Raw genomic sequence first — 16714 nt, forward strand, 5'->3', positions numbered from 1 at the left:
GCAGCCTTTTTGTACGCCCTGCCGATCACTGCTTCAGCTTGGCCTTGATGAAGTCGACCATGCCGGAAACCGGCACCTGGGTCGCCTCGGCGTCGCGGCGGCCCTGGTATTCCAGGTTGCCTTCCTTGAGGCCGCGGTCGCCGATCACCACGCGGTGCGGCACGCCGATCAGCTCCCAGTCGGCGAACATCGCGCCCGGGCGCAGGCCGCGGTCGTCGATGATCACGTCCACGCCGGCCGCTGCCAGCGCATCGTGCAGCTTGTCGGTTTCTTCCTTGACCGCTTCGCTGCGGTCGTAGCCCATCGGGCACAGCACCAGCGCGAACGGCGCGATCGAGGTCGGCCAGATGATGCCCTTCTCGTCGTAGTTCTGCTCGATCGCCGCGCCCAGGATGCGGGTCACGCCGATGCCGTAGCAGCCCATTTGCAGCGGGACCGGCTTTTGCGCTTCGTCCAGGTAGGTCGCGCCCATCGCTTGCGAGTAGGCGGTACCGAGCTGGAACACGTGGCCCACTTCGATGCCGCGCTCGATCGCCAGCACGCCCTTGCCGTCCGGCGACGCGTCGCCTTCGACCACGTTGCGCAGGTCCTCCACTTGCGGCTCGGCCACGTCGCGGCCCCAGTTCACGCCGGTGTAGTGAAAGTCCTTGTCGTTCGCGCCGCAGACAAAGTCGGCCATGTTGGCGACGGTGCGGTCGGCCACGACCTTGAGCGGCAGCTTGGCGCCGACCGGGCCAAGGTAGCCCGGCAGCGTGCCGTAGGCTTCGACGATTTCCGCTTCGGTCGAGAAGCGGTGGTTGGCCAGGCCCGGCACCTTGCCGACCTTGACTTCGTTCAGCTCATGGTCGCCGCGCAGCAGCAGCAGCCAGTACTCCTTGGCGCCCTCTTCCTTTTCCACCGTCAGCGCGATCGATTTGACGGTGCGCGACAGCGGCAGGCCGAGGAACTCGGCTACCTGTTCGCACTTGGCCTTGCCCGGCGTGGAGACTTTTTCCATCTGCTGGGTGGCAGGGGCGCGCTCGGCGGCCAGCGGCATCGCCTCGGCCGCTTCCATGTTGGCGGCGAAGTCGGAGGTCGGGCAATACACCAGCGCGTCCTCGCCGGTGCTGGCGATCACGTGGAATTCATGTGAGCCGGTGCCGCCGATCGCGCCGTTGTCGGCCGCGACCGCGCGGAACTTCAGGCCGAAGCGGTTGAAGATGCGGGTGTAGGCGTCGTACATGACCTGGTAGGACTGCTTCATGCCTTCCACGTCGCGGTCGAACGAGTACGCGTCCTTCATGGTGAATTCGCGGCCGCGCATCAGGCCGAAGCGCGGACGGCGCTCGTCGCGGAACTTGGTCTGGATGTGATAGAAGTTCAGCGGCAGCTGGCGGTACGACTTGATTTCGCTGCGCACCACGTCGGTGATCACTTCCTCCGAAGTCGGCTGGATCGCAAAGTCGCGGCCATGGCGGTCTTTGACGCGCAGCAGTTCCGGACCCATCTTGTCCCAGCGGCCCGTCTCCTGCCACAGCTCGGCCGGCTGGACCAGCGGCATCAGGAGCTCGACCGCGCCGGCCGCATTCATTTCCTCACGAATGATCGCTTCCACCTTGCGGATCACGCGCAGGCCCATCGGCATATAGGTATAGATGCCGGAACCCAGGCGCTTGATCATGCCCGCACGCATCATCAGCTGATGGCTGACGATCTCGGCGTCCGATGGCGCTTCTTTGAGTGTGGAAATAAAAAATCGGGAGGCACGCATATAGATGAATTCTTTTTAAAAAGAGAGGGTTATAATCGACCTTAATTTTAAAGGATTAGCTGGCTGGTGCGTCCAATCTTTATAGAAATGGGTCTGTTTGTGGTCGAACACGCAAGTTTCGCGCGACAGGCGCGGCCTTGGACCACGCGTATCAAATAAAAATGTAAAGACAGGATCGCTTGCCGGCAGAAAGTATCGAGGTGGACCATGCTCGATCGTGAAGGGTTTCGGCCCAACGTCGGCATTATCCTGCTGAACGCTCACAATGAGGTTTGGTGGGGCAAGCGGGTGCGCGAGCACTCGTGGCAGTTCCCGCAAGGCGGGATCAAGTACGGCGAAACGCCGGAACAGGCGATGTACCGCGAGCTCGAGGAAGAAATCGGCCTGCGCCAGGAGCACGTCAAGATCGTGGGCCGCACCCGCGACTGGCTGCGCTACGAGGTGCCGGACCACTTCATCAAGCGCGAAATCCGCGGCCACTACCGTGGGCAGAAACAGATCTGGTTCCTGCTCCGCATGGTCACGCGCGATTCCAGCGTCAACCTGCGCCTGACCGACCATCCGGAGTTCGACGCCTGGCGCTGGCACAACTACTGGGTGCCGCTCGACACCGTGATCGAATTCAAGCGGGACGTGTACCAGCGCGCCCTGCAGGAGCTGTCGCGCTTCCTGACCTGGCCGCCGCATGGCGAACGCCGCCACAACGCCCGCTACCTGCGCAGCCCGCGCGGGGCGGAGGGCGCCAGCGGCAAGGCGCCTGCGCAGTCCCGTCCGGCCATGGCCGGGCGCGCACCTGCGCCGGCCGCGGTCGCGCAAGTCGCGATTGCCGGGGTGGCGGAGACGCAACTCATCCTGTCGCCGGAAAAGGACTAGCCCGCGTTGTTTACACCATCATCGGACGACGTCCGGCGCTTTTTCTGCGAAAGCTACCGCAAGCTGCGCGCGGGGGAAGTGCTCACGCCCATGGAAGCCATGGCGGCGGACTGGATCTCGCATCATCCCGAGTACGAGGACGTGCTGAAGGACGTCGAGCACGCGCTCACGCGCGACTATTCGGTCGAGGGCGGGCAGGCGAATCCCTTCCTGCACCTGTCGATGCACCTGTCGATCGAGGAGCAGGTGTCGATCGACCAGCCGCGCGGCGTGCGCGACGCGGCGGCGGCGCTGGCGCAGCGCTACGGGCAGCACGAGGCGCATCACCGCATCATGGAGTGCCTGGGCGAGATGATCTGGGCCTCGCAGCGCAGCGGGATGCCGCCGGACGGCGCCGCCTACGTCGAGTGCCTGCGCCGCCAGGTCTGACGCTCCATCGTCCCCGGGGCGGAACAAAAAAAAGCCACGCGACGCGTGGCTTTTCTTTTGCGGCGAAGCGGCTTAGCGCTTCTGCGACACCGACGCCGGCAGGCTTGCCAGGTACGCTGCGATGTCCTTCATGTCCTTGCCCGACAGCGGCGCCACCTGGCCCGACATGATCGGGTTGACGCGGCCGTTGACGCTGTCGCCACGCTTGTAGGCAGCCAGCGCGGTCGCCAGGTAGTCGGCGTGCTGGCCGGCCAGCTTTGGATAGCTCGGGTCGATCGGCTTGGCGTAGTCGGCGCCGTGGCACGCTGCGCAGTTGTACTTCTTGGCCAGCGCTTCGCCTGCGGCGATGTCGGCGGCAAACGCGTTGATCGATACGAGGCCGCAGACCAGGGCAATCGTCAGTTTTTTCATGTTCGGTCGTCCTTATTTCTTCGCTTGGGTCGGCTGGGCGTAGTACGCTGCCAGGTCGGCGATGTCCTGGTCGGACAGCGTGATCGCGATGCCGCGCATCGAGGCGTTCTTGCGCTCGCCCTTCTTGTAGGCGTGCAGCGCCGCTTCGATGTACTTGGCGTTCTGGCCGCCCAGTTTTGGCACGCGGTACACTTGCGGATAGCCCATCTTGTAGTCAGGCAGGCCGTGGCAGCCGATGCACATTTCGAGCTTGCCCTTGGCATTCGATGCGTTTCCGACGATTTCCGCGGCTGCGGCAACATTGGCCATGCCTGCGAGCACGAGGAGTGCGAAGATTTTTTTCATGGTGGGGATGATCTGATTTGGTATCGTTTGCTGCCCGTGAAAAACTTGACCTAAGCCAAATTCTTTCCTACAAACTCAGATTCTAACCCAATCGGCAACCCGAGTCCACCGCGCACCAGCCCCGTGCGATTGGCATATACTCGATTGGTTCGTATGTTAAATTTTATTGATGACCATGCAAGCTTCCCAACGATTCGAAGGTTCGAGCGGCTACGTCGCGACCGATGACCTGAAACTGGCGGTCAACGCCGCCCTCGCGCTGCAGCGCCCCCTGCTCATCAAGGGCGAGCCGGGCACCGGCAAGACCATGCTGGCCGAGGAAGTGGCGGCGGCGCTGGACATGCCGCTGATGCAGTGGCATATCAAGTCGACCACCAAGGCACAGCAAGGCCTGTACGAATACGACGCCGTCTCGCGCCTGCGCGACTCGCAGCTGGGCGACGAGCGGGTGCGCGACATCCACAACTACATCATCAAGGGCGTGCTGTGGCAGGCCTTCACCGCGCCCGAACCGGTGGTGCTGCTGATCGACGAGATCGACAAGGCCGACATCGAATTCCCGAACGACCTGCTGCGCGAACTGGACCGCATGGAGTTCTACGTCTACGAGACGCGCGAGATGGTGGTGGCGCGGCACCGCCCGCTGGTCATCATCACCTCCAACAACGAAAAGGAGCTGCCGGACGCCTTCCTGCGCCGCTGCTTCTTCCACTATATTAAGTTCCCCGACCGCGACACGATGGAAGCCATCGTCAAGGTCCACTACCCGACGCTCAAGCAGGACCTGCTGGCCGCTGCGCTGCAAAGCTTCTACGAAGTGCGCGACGTGCCGGGCCTGAAGAAAAAGCCGTCCACCAGCGAGTTCCTCGACTGGCTCAAGCTGCTCATGGCCGAGGACATCCCGCCCGAGGCGCTGCGCTCGAAGGACCAGAAGGCGGTGGTGCCGCCCCTGCACGGCGCGCTGCTCAAGAACGAGCAGGACGTGCACCTGTTCGAACGCCTGGTGTTCATGTCGAGGACCAACCGCTGATGATCAAGGTCGAACCGGTTGCGCTGGAGTTCAACGGCGTGCGCCTGGAGCCGCTGTCGCTGGCGCACGCCGACGGCCTGCGCGCCGCCGCCAGCGACGGCGAACTGTGGAACATCCGCGTGACCAGCGTGCCGGAACCCCACAACGTGGCCGCCTACATCGGCGACGCGCTCGACATGCCGAACCGGCTCGCGTTCGCGGTGATCGACCTGGCCAGCGGGCGCGTGATCGGCAGCACCAGCTACCACGACATCCTGCCGCAGGTGGACCGCGTCGAGATCGGCTGGACCTGGTACGGCAAGAGCTGGCAGCGCTCGCACGTGAACACCAGCTGCAAGCTGGCACTCCTGTCGCATGCCTTCGATACGCTCGGCTGCGCGGTGGTCGGCCTGCGCACCGATAACTTCAACCACGCCTCGCAGGCTGCCATCGAACGGCTCGGTGCGAAGAAGGATGGCGTGATCCGCCACCACCACCTGCGCCGCGACGGCACCGTGCGCGACACCGTCATGTACAGCATCGTGCGCGGCGAGTGGCCGGAGATCAAATCGCACCTGCACTACAAATTGCAGCAGTACGCCGGACCGGCGGACAGGTAAGCCATGCTGGTCGATTTCTTCTTCACCCTCAAGAACGCCAAGGTCCCGGTCACGATCAAGGAATTCCTGACCCTGCTCGAAGCGATGGAGCGCGGCGTGGGCGGGGAGTCGCTGGACGACTTCTACTACCTCGCGCGCCTGGCGCTGGTGAAGGACGAGGCCCACTTCGACAAGTTCGACCGCGCCTTCGCGCACTACTTCAAGGGCATCAACGCGGCGTTCGAGCCGAATGCCGGCGTGCCGCTCGACTGGCTGATCCAGCGCATGAAGCGCGAACTCACCCCGGAGCAGGCCGCGGCCCTCGAGAAGTTCGGCTACGACAAGCTGATGGATCGCCTGAACCAGCTGCTGCAGGAACAGAAGGGCCGCCACGAAGGCGGCGGCAAGTGGATCGGCACGGGCGGCACCTCCCCGTTCGGCAATGGGGGCACCAACCCGGAAGGCATCCGCATCGGCGGCAAGGGCGGCAACCGCACCGCGGTCAAGGTCTGGGACCAGCGCTCCTTCCGCGACTACGACGACGAGCGCGAACTGGGCACCCGCAACATCAAGGTCGCGCTGCGCCGCCTGCGCAAGTTCGCGCGCCAGGGCGCGGAAGAGGAGCTCGCGCTCGATGCGACCATCCGCGCCACCGCCAGCAATGCCGGCTACCTCGACATCAAGATGCAGCCCGAGCGCAAGAACCGCATCAAGGTGCTGATGCTGCTCGACGTGGGCGGCACCATGGACGACCACATCGACCGCACCGAAGAACTGTTCTCGGCCGCGAAGAGCGAGTTCAAGAACATGGAGTTCTACTACTTCCACAACTGCGTCTACGACTATCTCTGGAAAAGCAACCGTCGCCGCACCGCCGAGCGCTTCGCGACCTGGGACGTGCTGCGTAAGTACCCGCCCGACACGCGCCTGATCTTCGTGGGCGACGCGACCATGAGCCCGTATGAAGTGCTTCAAGCCGGCGGCTCTGTCGAATACAATAACGATGAAGCAGGCGCCGACTGGCTGGCCCGCTTCGTCAATACGTTCCCGCACTTTGCATGGCTCAATCCGGAGCCTGAAGGTGTCTGGCAATACCGCCAATCGATCTCGGTCATCCGCCAGATCATGAATCACCGCATGTTCCCGCTCACCCTGGACGGGCTGGAACGGGCGATGCGCCTGCTGGCGAAATAAGGCGTATCAACGGTTCCAATCGTGCGGCATTGCGCGCCACGGGCTTGCTATGCTCGCGCCGCCTCGTCGTCCCTGCCCAGGCAGGAAAAACCGGTCTGCAGGCCATCCGGCCCGCGCGGGCCGGCACATAAAAAGAAAGGACCTCATGCCAGATCTCCTGACATTGCTGACCAACCTCTCGTGGCCGATTGCGATCGCGATCGCGTGGCTCGCCGGCGAATTCGGCCAGCGCTGGACCGGCCTGCCGCGCATCAGCTTCTACGGCATCGTCGGCTTCACCATGGCCAGCACCCAGCTTGGCGCCCTTCCCGAAACCGGCCCCGGCCCCGTGCTCGCGCTGGCCGACGTGGCCTTCGGCCTGATCCTGTTCGAACTGGGCTACCGCATCAACCTGCGCTGGTTCCTCTCCAATCCATGGCTGCTGGTCTCGGGCCTGACCGAAGCGCTGCTCACCTTTGCTGCGGTGTTCATCACCGCGCGCTGGTTCGGCACCAGCGACATGACGTCGCTGATGCTCGCCTCGCTGGCGATGTCCACCTCCCCCGCCACCGTGGTCCGGATCGTCAACGAGCAGCGCAGCTCGGGCCAGGTGACCGAGCGCGTAATGCACCTGGCGGCGCTCAACTGCGTGCTGTCCGTATTCGCCTTCAACGTCATCATCGGGTTCTGGATTTTCCACAGCGCGAACAACCTCCAGGACGCCACCCTGTCCACCCTGGTGCGGCTGGCCATCTCCATCATGCTGGGCGGCGTGTTCGGCGTGTTCGTCCCGGCCCTGCTGCGCCACCTGGGCAGCATGGCCAAGGACGCCACCGTCGCCTTTGCGATCTCGGTGGTGCTGCTGGTGGCGATCACGTATTCGCTGCAACTGTCGTCCGTCATCGCCACGCTCGGCTTCGGCCTGATGGCGCGCCACCGCCGCGTCGCGTTCTCGCAGGCGCAGCGCAACTTCGGCGTGCTGGGCGAGGTGCTGACCGTGCTGCTGTTCGTGTACGCGGCGGCGACGCTGGACTTCAACAAGGTCATGGCCGGCGGCGCGCTCGCGCTGTCGGTGGTGGCCGTCAGCCTGCTGACCAAGACGGCCGGCGTGGCCGTCTTCGCCAAGCTGTCCGGCATCTCCTGGCGCAAGGGCGCGCTGACCGGCTTCGCGCTGGCGCCCGTGTCCGTGTTCGTCGTGCTGCTGCTCGAGCATGCGCGCACCCGCGGGGTCGACGTCATCGAGGAACTGCGCGCGATGGCCGCCGTCACCATGCTGCTCGAAGTGTTCGGGCCGATCATCATCCAGCGCGCGCTGATCTGGGCGCGCGAATCGCAGGGGACCAAGAATGCCTCTTGAACCATTTGCCAAGTCGGAGGCGCTGACCTTCGGCGTCGAACTCGAACTCCAGCTGGTCAGCCTGTCGGACATGGACCTGATGGAGGCCAGCCCGGACCTGCTGCACCTGCTGGCGCGCAAGCCCTTCCCCGGCAACGTCACGCCGGAGATGACCGAGGCCATGATCGAGATTAACTCGAGCGTGCACTCGCAGTACGAGCCGCTGCTGGCGCAGCTGCTGGAGATCCGCGATACGCTGGTCGCGGCGGCGGACACGCTCAACATCGGCATGTGCGGCGGCGGCACCCACCCGTTCCAGCACTGGTCCGAGCGCACCATCTTCCACAAGCCGCGCTTCCGGGAACTGTCGCAGCTGTACGGCTACCTGGCCAAGCAGTTCACCGTGTTCGGCCAGCACGTGCACATCGGCTGCGCCTCCGGCGACGACGCGCTGTTCCTGCTGCATTCGCTGTCGCGCTACATTCCGCACTTCATTGCGCTGTCGGCGTCCTCGCCGTTCGTGCAGGGGCACGACAGCCTGTTCGAATCGGCGCGCCTGAACTCCGTGTTCGCCTTCCCGATGAGCGGGCGCGCGCCGTTCGTGCTCAAGTGGGACGATTTCACCGACGTGTTCTTCTCCAAGATGGAACGCACCGGCATCATCCGGAGCATGAAGGACTTCTATTGGGACCTGCGGCCCAAGCCGGAGTACGGCACCATCGAACTGCGCGTGTGCGACACGCCGCTGACGGTGGAGCGCGCCGCCGCGCTGGCGGCCTACCTGCAGGCGCTGTGCCGGCACCTGCTGGAGCGGCGCGAAGAGCCGCCGGTGGAAGACGACTACCTGGTCTACAACTACAACCGCTTCCAGGCCTGCCGCTTCGGCCTCGACGGCGCGGTCACGCATCCCAAGACCTACGAGACGCGGCCGCTGCGCGACGACATCCTCGACACGCTCAAGCTGATGGAACCGCACGCCGAGGCGCTGGGCTCCAGCGAAGCGCTGCGCCACCTGCGCAAGGCCATCCACGAAGGCAGCGATGCGACCTGGCTGCGGCGCCAGTTCAACGACCAGGGCAGCGTCGAAGGCATGGTCAATGCCGCCATCTCGCGCTTCCGCGGCGCCGACACCGAAGAGCACGGCCTCCTGCACCACCTGCGCCGCTTCCGCTAAAAAAGGGACTGTCCCTGCGGGACTGGCGGAATCGCCTAAAACATGGCGGATTCCGCCACGCGCGCTCAAGATCAGCGGACGGCCTCCTCCCTGCCTGGCGGAATCGGCTAAAACATGGCGGATTCCGCCATCTGGCGGCTAGAGGAAGCGGGTTTCGCGCGCGGCGCGCAGGAATTCGTCGAGGATCGGCGTGCAGTCGAGCAGCTCGACGCCCCCCGCCCGGTGGAATTCCGGGTGCCACTGCAATCCCATCACGAAGTCCGCCTTGGTGTAGCGGATCGCCTCCACCACGCCGTCCGGGTCCGAGATGGCCTCGATCCGCATGTCGCGCCCCAGGTCCTTGACCGCCTGGTGGTGGATCGAGTTGACGATCGGCCGCGTGTAGTTCTTGAACATCTGCCCCAGCGAGGAACCCGGCGGAAAGCGCACCGCGTGCTTGTGCGCGTCGTAGTCCGCGTTCACGTGCGCGATCGAATCAGGCACGTTCTCCTCGATGTCCTGGTACAGCGTGCCGCCGAACGCCACGTTGAGCAGCTGGCACCCGCGGCAGATCCCCAGCACCGGCTTGCCCGCTTCCACGAAGGCATGCAGCAGTTCAAGCTCGTACAGATCGCGCGCCCGGTCGCCGCTCCACTCCGGCCGGGTGGGCGATTCCGAATAACTCTGCGGGCACACATCGGCGCCACCCTGCAGCACCAGACCGTCGAGCTGGCGCGCGTAGTGTTGCAGCGTGATATTGCTGGGATGCAGCAGCCCGCTGGTGTTCACGGTAGGCACCATGAATACCAGCACGTCGCGCGACATCACCCAGTGCGCGATCGATTCCTCGAGATACTGGAGATTCTTGGAGCGCAGCCCGGTGGCGCCCGGCTCAGGATGGAAGATCCGTGCCGAGACGCCAATCCTGAGCGTACGGTGCATGAAACTGCGGCTGAGTTTGTCGCGCGCGGCGCGCATCCTCGACTGCAGCACCCGCCATCCCAGTGCTAGCGGTGTATCGTTGGGCCGCTGGTAGCGCGGCGCGTTGTCCTGCGAACGCCTGTCCGGGATGCGTTCGGGTTGATCCTCTTCGTCCATGGGTCAACTATAAGACGGCCCGACCCGAGCACGATTCGAGGGTTGTAACAAAAAGCTATAGCGGCAAGGACAGTAGTTTCTTCAGGGTAGCTTCGAGGTGGCGGTCGGCCACCGGCTTGTCGAGCAGGCCGCGCACGCCCGCGGCGCGGGCACGCGCCGTGTGGTACGGGGAGTTGTCGCCGACCAGCAGCACCACCGCGATGCGGTTGGCCGCATCGAGCTGCTTGATTTCGGCGCACAGGGCATATGGATCGACGCCGGGGGTGGAAGTATTGATGAGCACGACCGCCACCGCCGTCTCGTCGCACAGCCGCACCGCGGTGGACGCGCTGTCGGTCCACTCCACCGACAGCTTGCGCGCGCTGAACAGCCTGGAAATATGGTCGCGCAGCGCCCCGCCCTTGTCGACGATCAGCACGGCGCCGGCCGGCGGCCCCTTGCGGCGGCGCTGGTAGTCGGCCGGATCGGTCAGGTCGAAGTCGGGCCGCTGGCGCCGGCGCCGCTCCGCCACCTGCGGCAGGCCGCGCGCGGTCAATGCAGCAAGCGCCTCGGCGCGCTCCGCCACGACCGAGGCGAGCGCCGCAAACAGCGCCTGCGACGCGACCGGGCGGGGCAGGACGGGATAAGGCAACTCGACCTGCGGGCGTCCGACCAGCAAGGCCGGCTTCAGCGCGCAGGGACGCGCATCGGATAGCGCCGCCAGCGCGCGGATATTCTCGCCATTCGCCATGTACAGGTCGGGCTCTTGCAAACTGTCCTCATGCAGGCAAAAATAGCCCGGCCCGCCAGCCGGCCCCAGCGAGAGCATCGCGGCAATATGCTCGCACTCGCCCTGGTCGAAACCGAACATGCGTACGGCAAAAGGATATTTTTTTTCAGCCATTATCTGAAAGTAAAGGAACGTTGGTCGGCAGTCAACACGGCTCCTGGCGTACCAATCTAACCACATCCGGACCCGGCTTGGCTAGTCCGTAAAAATACCGCTGCTTTCTGCCTGACAAGATAGAATGCGCAGGCATCATTGAACGAACATCCCGTATGGCGACCAAGAAACCAGCATCCGATTACAGCGAATCATCCATCCGCGTCCTCAAGGGACTCGAACCCGTCAAGCAGCGTCCCGGCATGTACACCCGGACCGAAAATCCGCTGCACATCATCCAGGAAGTGATCGATAACGCCTCCGACGAAGCGCTAGGCGGCCACTGCAAGAACATCGAGGTCACCCTGAATGCGGACGGCTCGGTCACGGTCGAGGACGACGGCCGCGGCATTCCGGTCGGCGTGCACCCTGAAGAGGGCGTGCCGACGGTCGAGATCGTGTTCACGCGCCTGCACGCGGGCGGCAAGTTCGACAAGGGTTCGGGCGGCGCCTACGCCTTCTCCGGCGGCCTGCACGGCGTCGGCGTCTCGGTGACCAACGCACTGTCCAAGCGCCTCGAAATCACCGTATGGCGCAAGGAGCCGGACGGCACCGGCCTGCACAAGATCGCCTTCGAAGACGGCGACCTGGTCGAGCCGCTCAGCTCCGTGAATGCGCCGCGCGACGGCAAGAAGTCCGGCACCCGCGTCACCGCCTGGCCGGACGCCAAGTACTTCGATTCGTCCGCCATCTCGCAGACCGAGCTGCAGCGCCTGCTGCGCTCCAAGGCCGTGCTGCTGCCGGGCGTGACCGTCACGCTCATCAACGGCAAGACCGGCGACAAGCAGACCTGGAAGTACGACGACGGCCTGCGCGGCTATCTGGTGGAGGCGCTGGCGCAGTCCACCTCGGCCGAGCCGGTGATCCCCTTCTTCGAGGGCGAGCAGTACGCCAGCGGCGACAACGAAGGCTTCGCCGAAGGCGAAGGCGCAGCCTGGGTGGTGGCCTGGACCGAGGAAGGCGCGATCGTGCGCGAATCCTACGTCAACCTGATCCCGACGCCGAACGGCGGCACCCACGAATCGGGCCTGCGCGAAGGCCTGTTCGGCGCGGTCAAGAGCTTCGTCGAGATGCACTCGCTGCTGCCCAAGGGCGTCAAGCTGCTGCCGGAGGACGTGTTCAACCGCGTCTCGTTCGTCCTGTCGGCCAAGGTGCTGGACCCGCAGTTCCAGGGCCAGATCAAGGAGCGCCTGAACTCGCGCGACGCGGTGCGCCTGGTGTCGACCTTCGCCAAGCCGCCGCTCGAACTGTGGCTGAACCAGCACGTCGAATACGGCAAGAAGCTGGCCGAACTGGTCATCAAGCAGGCCCAGTCGCGCCTGCGCTCGGCGCAGAAGGTCGAGAAGAAGAAGTCGTCCGGCGTGGCTGTCCTGCCGGGCAAGCTGACCGACTGCGAATCGACCGACATCACCCGCAACGAACTGTTCCTGGTCGAGGGCGACTCGGCGGGCGGCTCGGCCAAGATGGGCCGCGACAAGGAATTCCAGGCCATCCTGCCGCTGCGCGGCAAGGTGCTCAACTCCTGGGAGACCGACCGCGACCGCCTGTTCGCGAATAACGAAATCCACGACATCGCGGTGGCAATCGGGGTCGACCCGCACAGCTACACCGATTCGCCGGACCTGTCGAACCTGCGCTACGGGAAAATCTGCATCCTGTCGGACGCGGACGTGGACGGCTCGCACATCCAGGTGCTGCTGCTGACGCTGTTCTTCAAGCACTTCCCTGCCCTGTTCGCGCATGGCCACATCTGCGTCGCGCGTCCGCCGCTGTACCGCGTGGATGCGCCGGCGCGCGGCAAGAAGCCGATCCAGAAGCTGTACGCGCTGGACGACGGCGAACTGCAGGCGATCGAGGACAAGCTGAAAAAGGACGGCCTGAAGGAAGGCGCGTGGAGCATCTCGCGCTTCAAGGGCCTGGGCGAGATGAACGCGGAACAGCTGTGGGAAACCACGATGAACCCGGACACGCGCCGCCTGCTGCCGGTATCGCTGGGCGACTTCCAGCATGGCGACGCGGCGGCCCGCTTCAATATGCTGATGGGTAAAGGCGAAGCGGCCGCGCGCCGCGCCTGGATCGAAGAACACGGCAACGAAGCCGAAGCCGACATCTAACCCGTCGTCCCGGCGCAGGCTGGGACCCATGCTGAGCTTGCGAAAAGGCGGCGTTGTCCCCTTCGCTCACTTCAGCATGGGTTCAGCTTTCGCTGGAACGACGGTTGAGGAACGATTGAACGATGACTGACCAGAACAACCTATTCGAACAGGCAGCAGCGCCCGGCGACGACGCCGAAGCGCTGACGCTGTCCACTTTCGCCGAGCGCGCCTACCTGGACTACGCCATCTCGGTGGTCAAGGGCCGCGCCCTGCCGGACGTCTCCGACGGCCAGAAGCCGGTCCAGCGCCGCATCCTGTACTCGATGAACGAGCTGGGCTTGAGCTCCACCGCCAAGCCGCGCAAGTCCGCGACCGTGGTCGGCGACGTGCTGGGTAAATTGCACCCGCACGGCGACCAGTCGGTCTACGACGCGCTGGTGCGCATGGCGCAGGACTTCTCGCTGCGCTACCCGCTGATCGACGGCCAGGGCAACTTCGGTTCGCGCGATGGCGACGGCGCCGCGGCGATGCGCTACACCGAAGCGCGCCTGACCCCGATCGCGCGCCTGCTGCTCGACGAGATCGACATGGGCACGGTGGACTTCCAGCCCAACTACGACGGCTCGACCGAAGAACCGCGCCAGCTGCCGGCACGCCTGCCGATGGTGCTGCTGAACGGCGCCTCGGGCATCGCGGTGGGCCTGGCGACCGAGATCCCGTCGCACAACATCACCGAAGTGGCCGCGGCCACGGTCGCGCTGATCCGCAATCCGAAGCTGCCGCATGCGGAGCTGATGTCGCTGCTGCCAGGCCCGGACTTCCCGGGCGGCGGCCAGATCATCACGCCGCCATCGGCGATCTCGGAGATGTATTCGACCGGCCGCGGTTCGATGAAGGTACGCGCACGCTGGAAGATCGAAGAGCTGGCGCGCGGCCAGTGGCAGGCGGTGGTGTACGAGCTCCCGCCCGGCACGTCGGCCCAGAAGGTGCTGGAAGAGATCGAGGAACTGACCAACCCGAAGGTCAAGGTCGGCAAGAAGGCGCTGTCGCCGGAGCAGCTGACCATGAAGCAGCTGATCCTCGGCTCGCTCGATTCGATCCGCGACGAATCCGGCCGCAACGCGCCGGTACGCCTGGTGTTCGAGCCGAAGTCGAAGAACCAGGACCAGAACGAATTCATGACGATGCTGCTCGCGCACACCTCGCTCGAGACCTCGGCCTCGATCAACCTGGTGATGATCGGCGGCGATGGCCGTCCGCGCCAGAAGGGCCTCACCGAAATCCTGCAGGAGTGGATCGACTTCCGCTTCGTCACCGTTCGCCGCCGCACCGAGTTCAGGCTGGGCAAGGTCAATGACCGCATCCATATCCTGGAAGGCCGCGAAACCATCCTGCTGAACATCGACGAGGTGATCCACATCATCCGTAATTCGGACGAGCCGAAGGCGGCGCTGATCGCGCGCTTCAACCTGTCCGACCGCCAGGCCGAGGACATCCTCGAAATCCGCCTGCGCCAGCTGGCGCGCCTGGAAGCGATCAAGATCCAGCAGGAGCTGGCCGAGCTGCGCAAGGAAAAGGCGGGCCTGCAGGACCTGCTGGAGAACCCGGGCTCGATGAAGCGCCTGATCATCCGCGAGATCGAGGCCGATGCGAAAGCCTACGGCGACGCGCGCCGCACCGTGATCGAGGAAGCGCAGAAGGCAGTGCTGGAGCAGAAGGTCATCGACGAACCGGTCACCGTGATCATTTCCGAGAAAGGCTGGGTACGCGCGCGTACCGGCATCGGCCACGATCCGGCGCAGTTCACGTTCAAGCAGGGCGACTCGCTGCACGGCGCATTCGAGTGCCGCACCATCGACGCGCTGCTCGGCTTCGGCGACAACGGCAAGATCTACTCGGTGCCGGTGGCGGCGCTGCCTGGCGCGCGCGGCGACGGCGTGCCGATCACCACGCTGGTCGACCTGTCGGGCGGCGTCCGCATCCTGCACTACTTTGCGGGCAGCGCATCCACCAACCTGCTGCTGGCTTCGTCCGCGGGCTACGGCTTCATGGCCAAAGCCGGCGACATGGTCAGCCGCCTGCGCGGCGGCAAATCCTTCATCACGCTCGACGATGGCGCGCAGCCGCTGGCCCCGCGCATCGTGACGGAGACCGCCAGCGCGATAGCCTGCCTGTCCGAGAAAGGACGCCTGCTGGTGTTCGGCATGGACGAGATGAAAACGCTGACCAACGGCGGCCGCGGCGTGACGCTGATGGAGCTGGAAGACAAGGAAAAACTGCTGGCGGTGCAGCCGATCACCCAGAAGGGCGTGACCGTGACGGGAACGTGGGCGGGCAAGCCGCGCGACGTGTCGCTCAATGCGACGGCGCTGCAGCCGCACATCGCGAAGCGGGCGCGCAAGGGCAAGCCGCTGGTGTCGAAAGTGAAGGCCCAGGGACTCGCCCCCAATACCTGACCTGCAAGTCTGCCGCTGCGGACACGCCGGCAGCGGCAAGCTGAAAAACGAAAGGGACAGTCCCCATAAGGGCTGTCCCTTTTTTTTGCTGCCCGGTGCAGGCTGGCCAGGCCTTCCTGCGCTTACTTCGTCTGGTCCTTCTTCATTTCGGCGAGGGCCTTGGCCTTCTTTTCGTTGGCTTCGGCCTGCGCTGCCGCCTTGTCGGCACTCGCCTCGACGGCTGCCTTGGCCGCCTTTTCGTTGGCGCGGATTACCTTCTTTTCGGCCTTGGCCTTGGCTTCGGCCAGCTGCTTGTCCTGCTTGGCCTGTTCTTTGGCGCGGTCTTCAGGGTCGGCTTCGCGCACTTCCTCGTTTGCTTCCGCGCGTGCCTTCGCCAGCTTCTTGTTGGCTTCGGCCTTCTGCTCTTCGGCTTTCAGCGCGGCCTTCTTGGCTTTCTGGTTGGCTTCCGCGACTTCTTCCGCTTCTTCGTGCTCGGCCTTGGATACCTTCTTGGCCGTGCGGTTATCCATCAGCACAGGCTCCTTGCGCTGCACCGGTGCAGTCGGCGTGGCGGCCGTGCGGGCGGTGGTGGCAGTGGCTGCAGCTTCGGTGCCAACCGGCGCTCCCTGGGCGGTGGTCGCGGTCTGGCCGGCGCCGCCAGCCTGCGCAGCGCTGCCGCTTTGCGCGGTGCCGGACGCCTGGGTCGCGCCCATCTGGCTGTCGCCGCTCTGCGGCACCGGGCCGGTGCTCTGGGTGACGGCGGTCGAAGGCGTGGTCGGATTGGCCGGTTGCGCTGCAGGGCCGACCGACTTGCCGGTGGTCGGCACGACGCCGCTGGTGGCGGCCGCCGAGGTGGCCGGCGTGGCGGCATTGCGCGGATTGGCGGCCTGGGTCGTGTCTGCGGCCGGTGCGGTCTGGGTCTGGGCAGTCGCGGCGGTGGCGAACAGGCCGGCGATCAGGGTTGCGAGCAGTTTATTCATGACTGTACCTTCTCCTTGTAATGAGGGCTGGTCGAGGGCGAAACCGGTGTTTCGCCCAGCCAAAGCTTTGCCCAGAATAGAAGTCGGCACAGCGGAAGGTCTGTG

15 protein-coding genes are annotated in these 16714 nt (G+C 65.1%); 9 read left to right on the forward strand and 6 right to left on the reverse strand.

Annotated elements, in window-relative coordinates:
• Window positions 1-25: 25 nt before the first annotated feature.
• On the reverse strand, window positions 26-1750 hold the full coding sequence (locus ACFSQR_RS10120) for a proline--tRNA ligase (RefSeq protein WP_377729638.1): 1725 nt from the start codon (window positions 1748-1750) through the stop codon (window positions 26-28).
• Between the two features lie 207 nt (window positions 1751-1957).
• Between ACFSQR_RS10120 and ACFSQR_RS10125 the strand changes: the two genes are divergently transcribed.
• Both ACFSQR_RS10125 and ACFSQR_RS10130 read left to right on the forward strand, forming a co-directional pair.
• Window positions 1958-2623 carry an RNA pyrophosphohydrolase gene (locus tag ACFSQR_RS10125; protein ID WP_377729640.1) on the forward strand — a complete coding sequence of 222 codons (666 nt, stop codon included), beginning with the start codon at window positions 1958-1960 and terminating at the stop codon, window positions 2621-2623.
• 6 nt (window positions 2624-2629) lie between these two features.
• Window positions 2630-3052 carry a DUF1841 family protein gene (locus tag ACFSQR_RS10130; RefSeq protein ID WP_377729641.1) on the forward strand — a complete coding sequence of 141 codons (423 nt, stop codon included), beginning with the start codon at window positions 2630-2632 and terminating at the stop codon, window positions 3050-3052.
• 72 nt (window positions 3053-3124) lie between these two features.
• On the opposite strand, the gene ACFSQR_RS10135 is transcribed toward ACFSQR_RS10130, so the two are convergent.
• Together ACFSQR_RS10135 and ACFSQR_RS10140 are read right to left on the reverse strand one after the other, a co-directional pair.
• On the reverse strand, window positions 3125-3463 hold the full coding sequence (locus ACFSQR_RS10135) for a c-type cytochrome (RefSeq protein ID WP_377729642.1): 339 nt from the start codon (window positions 3461-3463) through the stop codon (window positions 3125-3127).
• Between the two features lie 12 nt (window positions 3464-3475).
• Entirely contained in the window at window positions 3476-3808 is a 333-nt protein-coding gene (locus ACFSQR_RS10140; protein ID WP_377729644.1) for a c-type cytochrome, read from the reverse strand.
• Between the two features lie 175 nt (window positions 3809-3983).
• On the opposite strand from ACFSQR_RS10140, the gene ACFSQR_RS10145 reads away from it, so the two are divergent.
• From ACFSQR_RS10145 to ACFSQR_RS10165, 5 genes are all read left to right on the forward strand, one after another.
• Window positions 3984-4838, forward strand: coding sequence for an AAA family ATPase (locus ACFSQR_RS10145; protein ID WP_377729645.1), 855 nt, complete (start codon window positions 3984-3986; stop codon window positions 4836-4838).
• The gene (locus ACFSQR_RS10150) at window positions 4838-5437 is read left to right on the forward strand and encodes a GNAT family N-acetyltransferase (RefSeq protein ID WP_377729646.1); all 600 of its coding nucleotides are present in this window, start codon (window positions 4838-4840) and stop codon (window positions 5435-5437) included. The genes ACFSQR_RS10145 and ACFSQR_RS10150 overlap by 1 nt, the downstream gene beginning before the upstream one ends.
• A 3-nt stretch (window positions 5438-5440) precedes the next feature.
• Window positions 5441-6610, forward strand: coding sequence for a VWA domain-containing protein (locus ACFSQR_RS10155; protein ID WP_377729647.1), 1170 nt, complete (start codon window positions 5441-5443; stop codon window positions 6608-6610).
• A gap of 145 nt (window positions 6611-6755) precedes the next feature.
• Entirely contained in the window at window positions 6756-7946 is a 1191-nt protein-coding gene (locus ACFSQR_RS10160) for a cation:proton antiporter (protein ID WP_377729648.1), read from the forward strand.
• Entirely contained in the window at window positions 7936-9099 is a 1164-nt protein-coding gene (locus ACFSQR_RS10165; RefSeq protein ID WP_377729649.1) for a YbdK family carboxylate-amine ligase, read from the forward strand. Before ACFSQR_RS10160 ends, ACFSQR_RS10165 begins: the two co-directional genes overlap by 11 nt.
• A gap of 138 nt (window positions 9100-9237) precedes the next feature.
• On the opposite strand, the gene ACFSQR_RS10170 is transcribed toward ACFSQR_RS10165, so the two are convergent.
• Window positions 9238-10176 (reverse strand): gamma-glutamyl-gamma-aminobutyrate hydrolase family protein, encoded by a 939-nt coding sequence (locus ACFSQR_RS10170; protein WP_377729650.1) that lies wholly within the window; start codon window positions 10174-10176, stop codon window positions 9238-9240.
• Between the two features lie 55 nt (window positions 10177-10231).
• Window positions 10232-11026, reverse strand: coding sequence for a two-component system response regulator (locus tag ACFSQR_RS10175; RefSeq protein ID WP_377729651.1), 795 nt, complete (start codon window positions 11024-11026; stop codon window positions 10232-10234).
• Window positions 11027-11214: 188 nt separating this feature from the next.
• Here ACFSQR_RS10175 and ACFSQR_RS10180 point away from each other — a divergent pair, with 188 nt between their 5' ends.
• Together ACFSQR_RS10180 and parC are read left to right on the forward strand one after the other, a co-directional pair.
• Window positions 11215-13212, forward strand: a complete 1998-nt coding sequence (locus ACFSQR_RS10180; protein ID WP_377729652.1) for a DNA topoisomerase IV subunit B — start codon at window positions 11215-11217, stop codon at window positions 13210-13212.
• 122 nt (window positions 13213-13334) lie between these two features.
• The gene (gene parC / locus ACFSQR_RS10185; protein ID WP_377729653.1) at window positions 13335-15650 is read left to right on the forward strand and encodes a DNA topoisomerase IV subunit A; all 2316 of its coding nucleotides are present in this window, start codon (window positions 13335-13337) and stop codon (window positions 15648-15650) included.
• A 122-nt stretch (window positions 15651-15772) separates the two neighbouring features.
• Here parC and ACFSQR_RS10190 read toward each other — a convergent pair whose 3' ends face one another.
• Window positions 15773-16609, reverse strand: coding sequence for a hypothetical protein (locus ACFSQR_RS10190; protein WP_377729654.1), 837 nt, complete (start codon window positions 16607-16609; stop codon window positions 15773-15775).
• Window positions 16610-16714 lie beyond the last annotated feature (105 nt).

The sequence above is a fragment of the Pseudoduganella sp. GCM10020061 genome (assembly GCF_042683405.1).
Lineage (GTDB): Bacteria > Pseudomonadota > Gammaproteobacteria > Burkholderiales > Burkholderiaceae_D > Telluria.

What these genes read in the sequence shown, in the direction of transcription:
- ACFSQR_RS10120 (WP_377729638.1), bottom strand. Translation starts at nt 1,750, where the DNA reads ATGCGTGCCTCCCGATTTTTTATTTCCACACTCAAAGAAGCGCCATCG.
- ACFSQR_RS10125 (WP_377729640.1), top strand. Translation starts at nt 1,958, where the DNA reads ATGCTCGATCGTGAAGGGTTTCGGCCCAACGTCGGCATTATCCTGCTG.
- ACFSQR_RS10135 (WP_377729642.1), bottom strand. Translation starts at nt 3,463, where the DNA reads ATGAAAAAACTGACGATTGCCCTGGTCTGCGGCCTCGTATCGATCAAC.
- ACFSQR_RS10140 (WP_377729644.1), bottom strand. Translation starts at nt 3,808, where the DNA reads ATGAAAAAAATCTTCGCACTCCTCGTGCTCGCAGGCATGGCCAATGTT.
- ACFSQR_RS10145 (WP_377729645.1), top strand. Translation starts at nt 3,984, where the DNA reads ATGCAAGCTTCCCAACGATTCGAAGGTTCGAGCGGCTACGTCGCGACC.
- ACFSQR_RS10150 (WP_377729646.1), top strand. Translation starts at nt 4,838, where the DNA reads ATGATCAAGGTCGAACCGGTTGCGCTGGAGTTCAACGGCGTGCGCCTG.
- ACFSQR_RS10155 (WP_377729647.1), top strand. Translation starts at nt 5,441, where the DNA reads ATGCTGGTCGATTTCTTCTTCACCCTCAAGAACGCCAAGGTCCCGGTC.
- ACFSQR_RS10160 (WP_377729648.1), top strand. Translation starts at nt 6,756, where the DNA reads ATGCCAGATCTCCTGACATTGCTGACCAACCTCTCGTGGCCGATTGCG.
- ACFSQR_RS10165 (WP_377729649.1), top strand. Translation starts at nt 7,936, where the DNA reads ATGCCTCTTGAACCATTTGCCAAGTCGGAGGCGCTGACCTTCGGCGTC.
- ACFSQR_RS10170 (WP_377729650.1), bottom strand. Translation starts at nt 10,176, where the DNA reads ATGGACGAAGAGGATCAACCCGAACGCATCCCGGACAGGCGTTCGCAG.
- ACFSQR_RS10175 (WP_377729651.1), bottom strand. Translation starts at nt 11,026, where the DNA reads ATGTTCGGTTTCGACCAGGGCGAGTGCGAGCATATTGCCGCGATGCTC.
- ACFSQR_RS10180 (WP_377729652.1), top strand. Translation starts at nt 11,215, where the DNA reads ATGGCGACCAAGAAACCAGCATCCGATTACAGCGAATCATCCATCCGC.
- parC (WP_377729653.1), top strand. Translation starts at nt 13,335, where the DNA reads ATGACTGACCAGAACAACCTATTCGAACAGGCAGCAGCGCCCGGCGAC.
- ACFSQR_RS10190 (WP_377729654.1), bottom strand. Translation starts at nt 16,609, where the DNA reads ATGAATAAACTGCTCGCAACCCTGATCGCCGGCCTGTTCGCCACCGCC.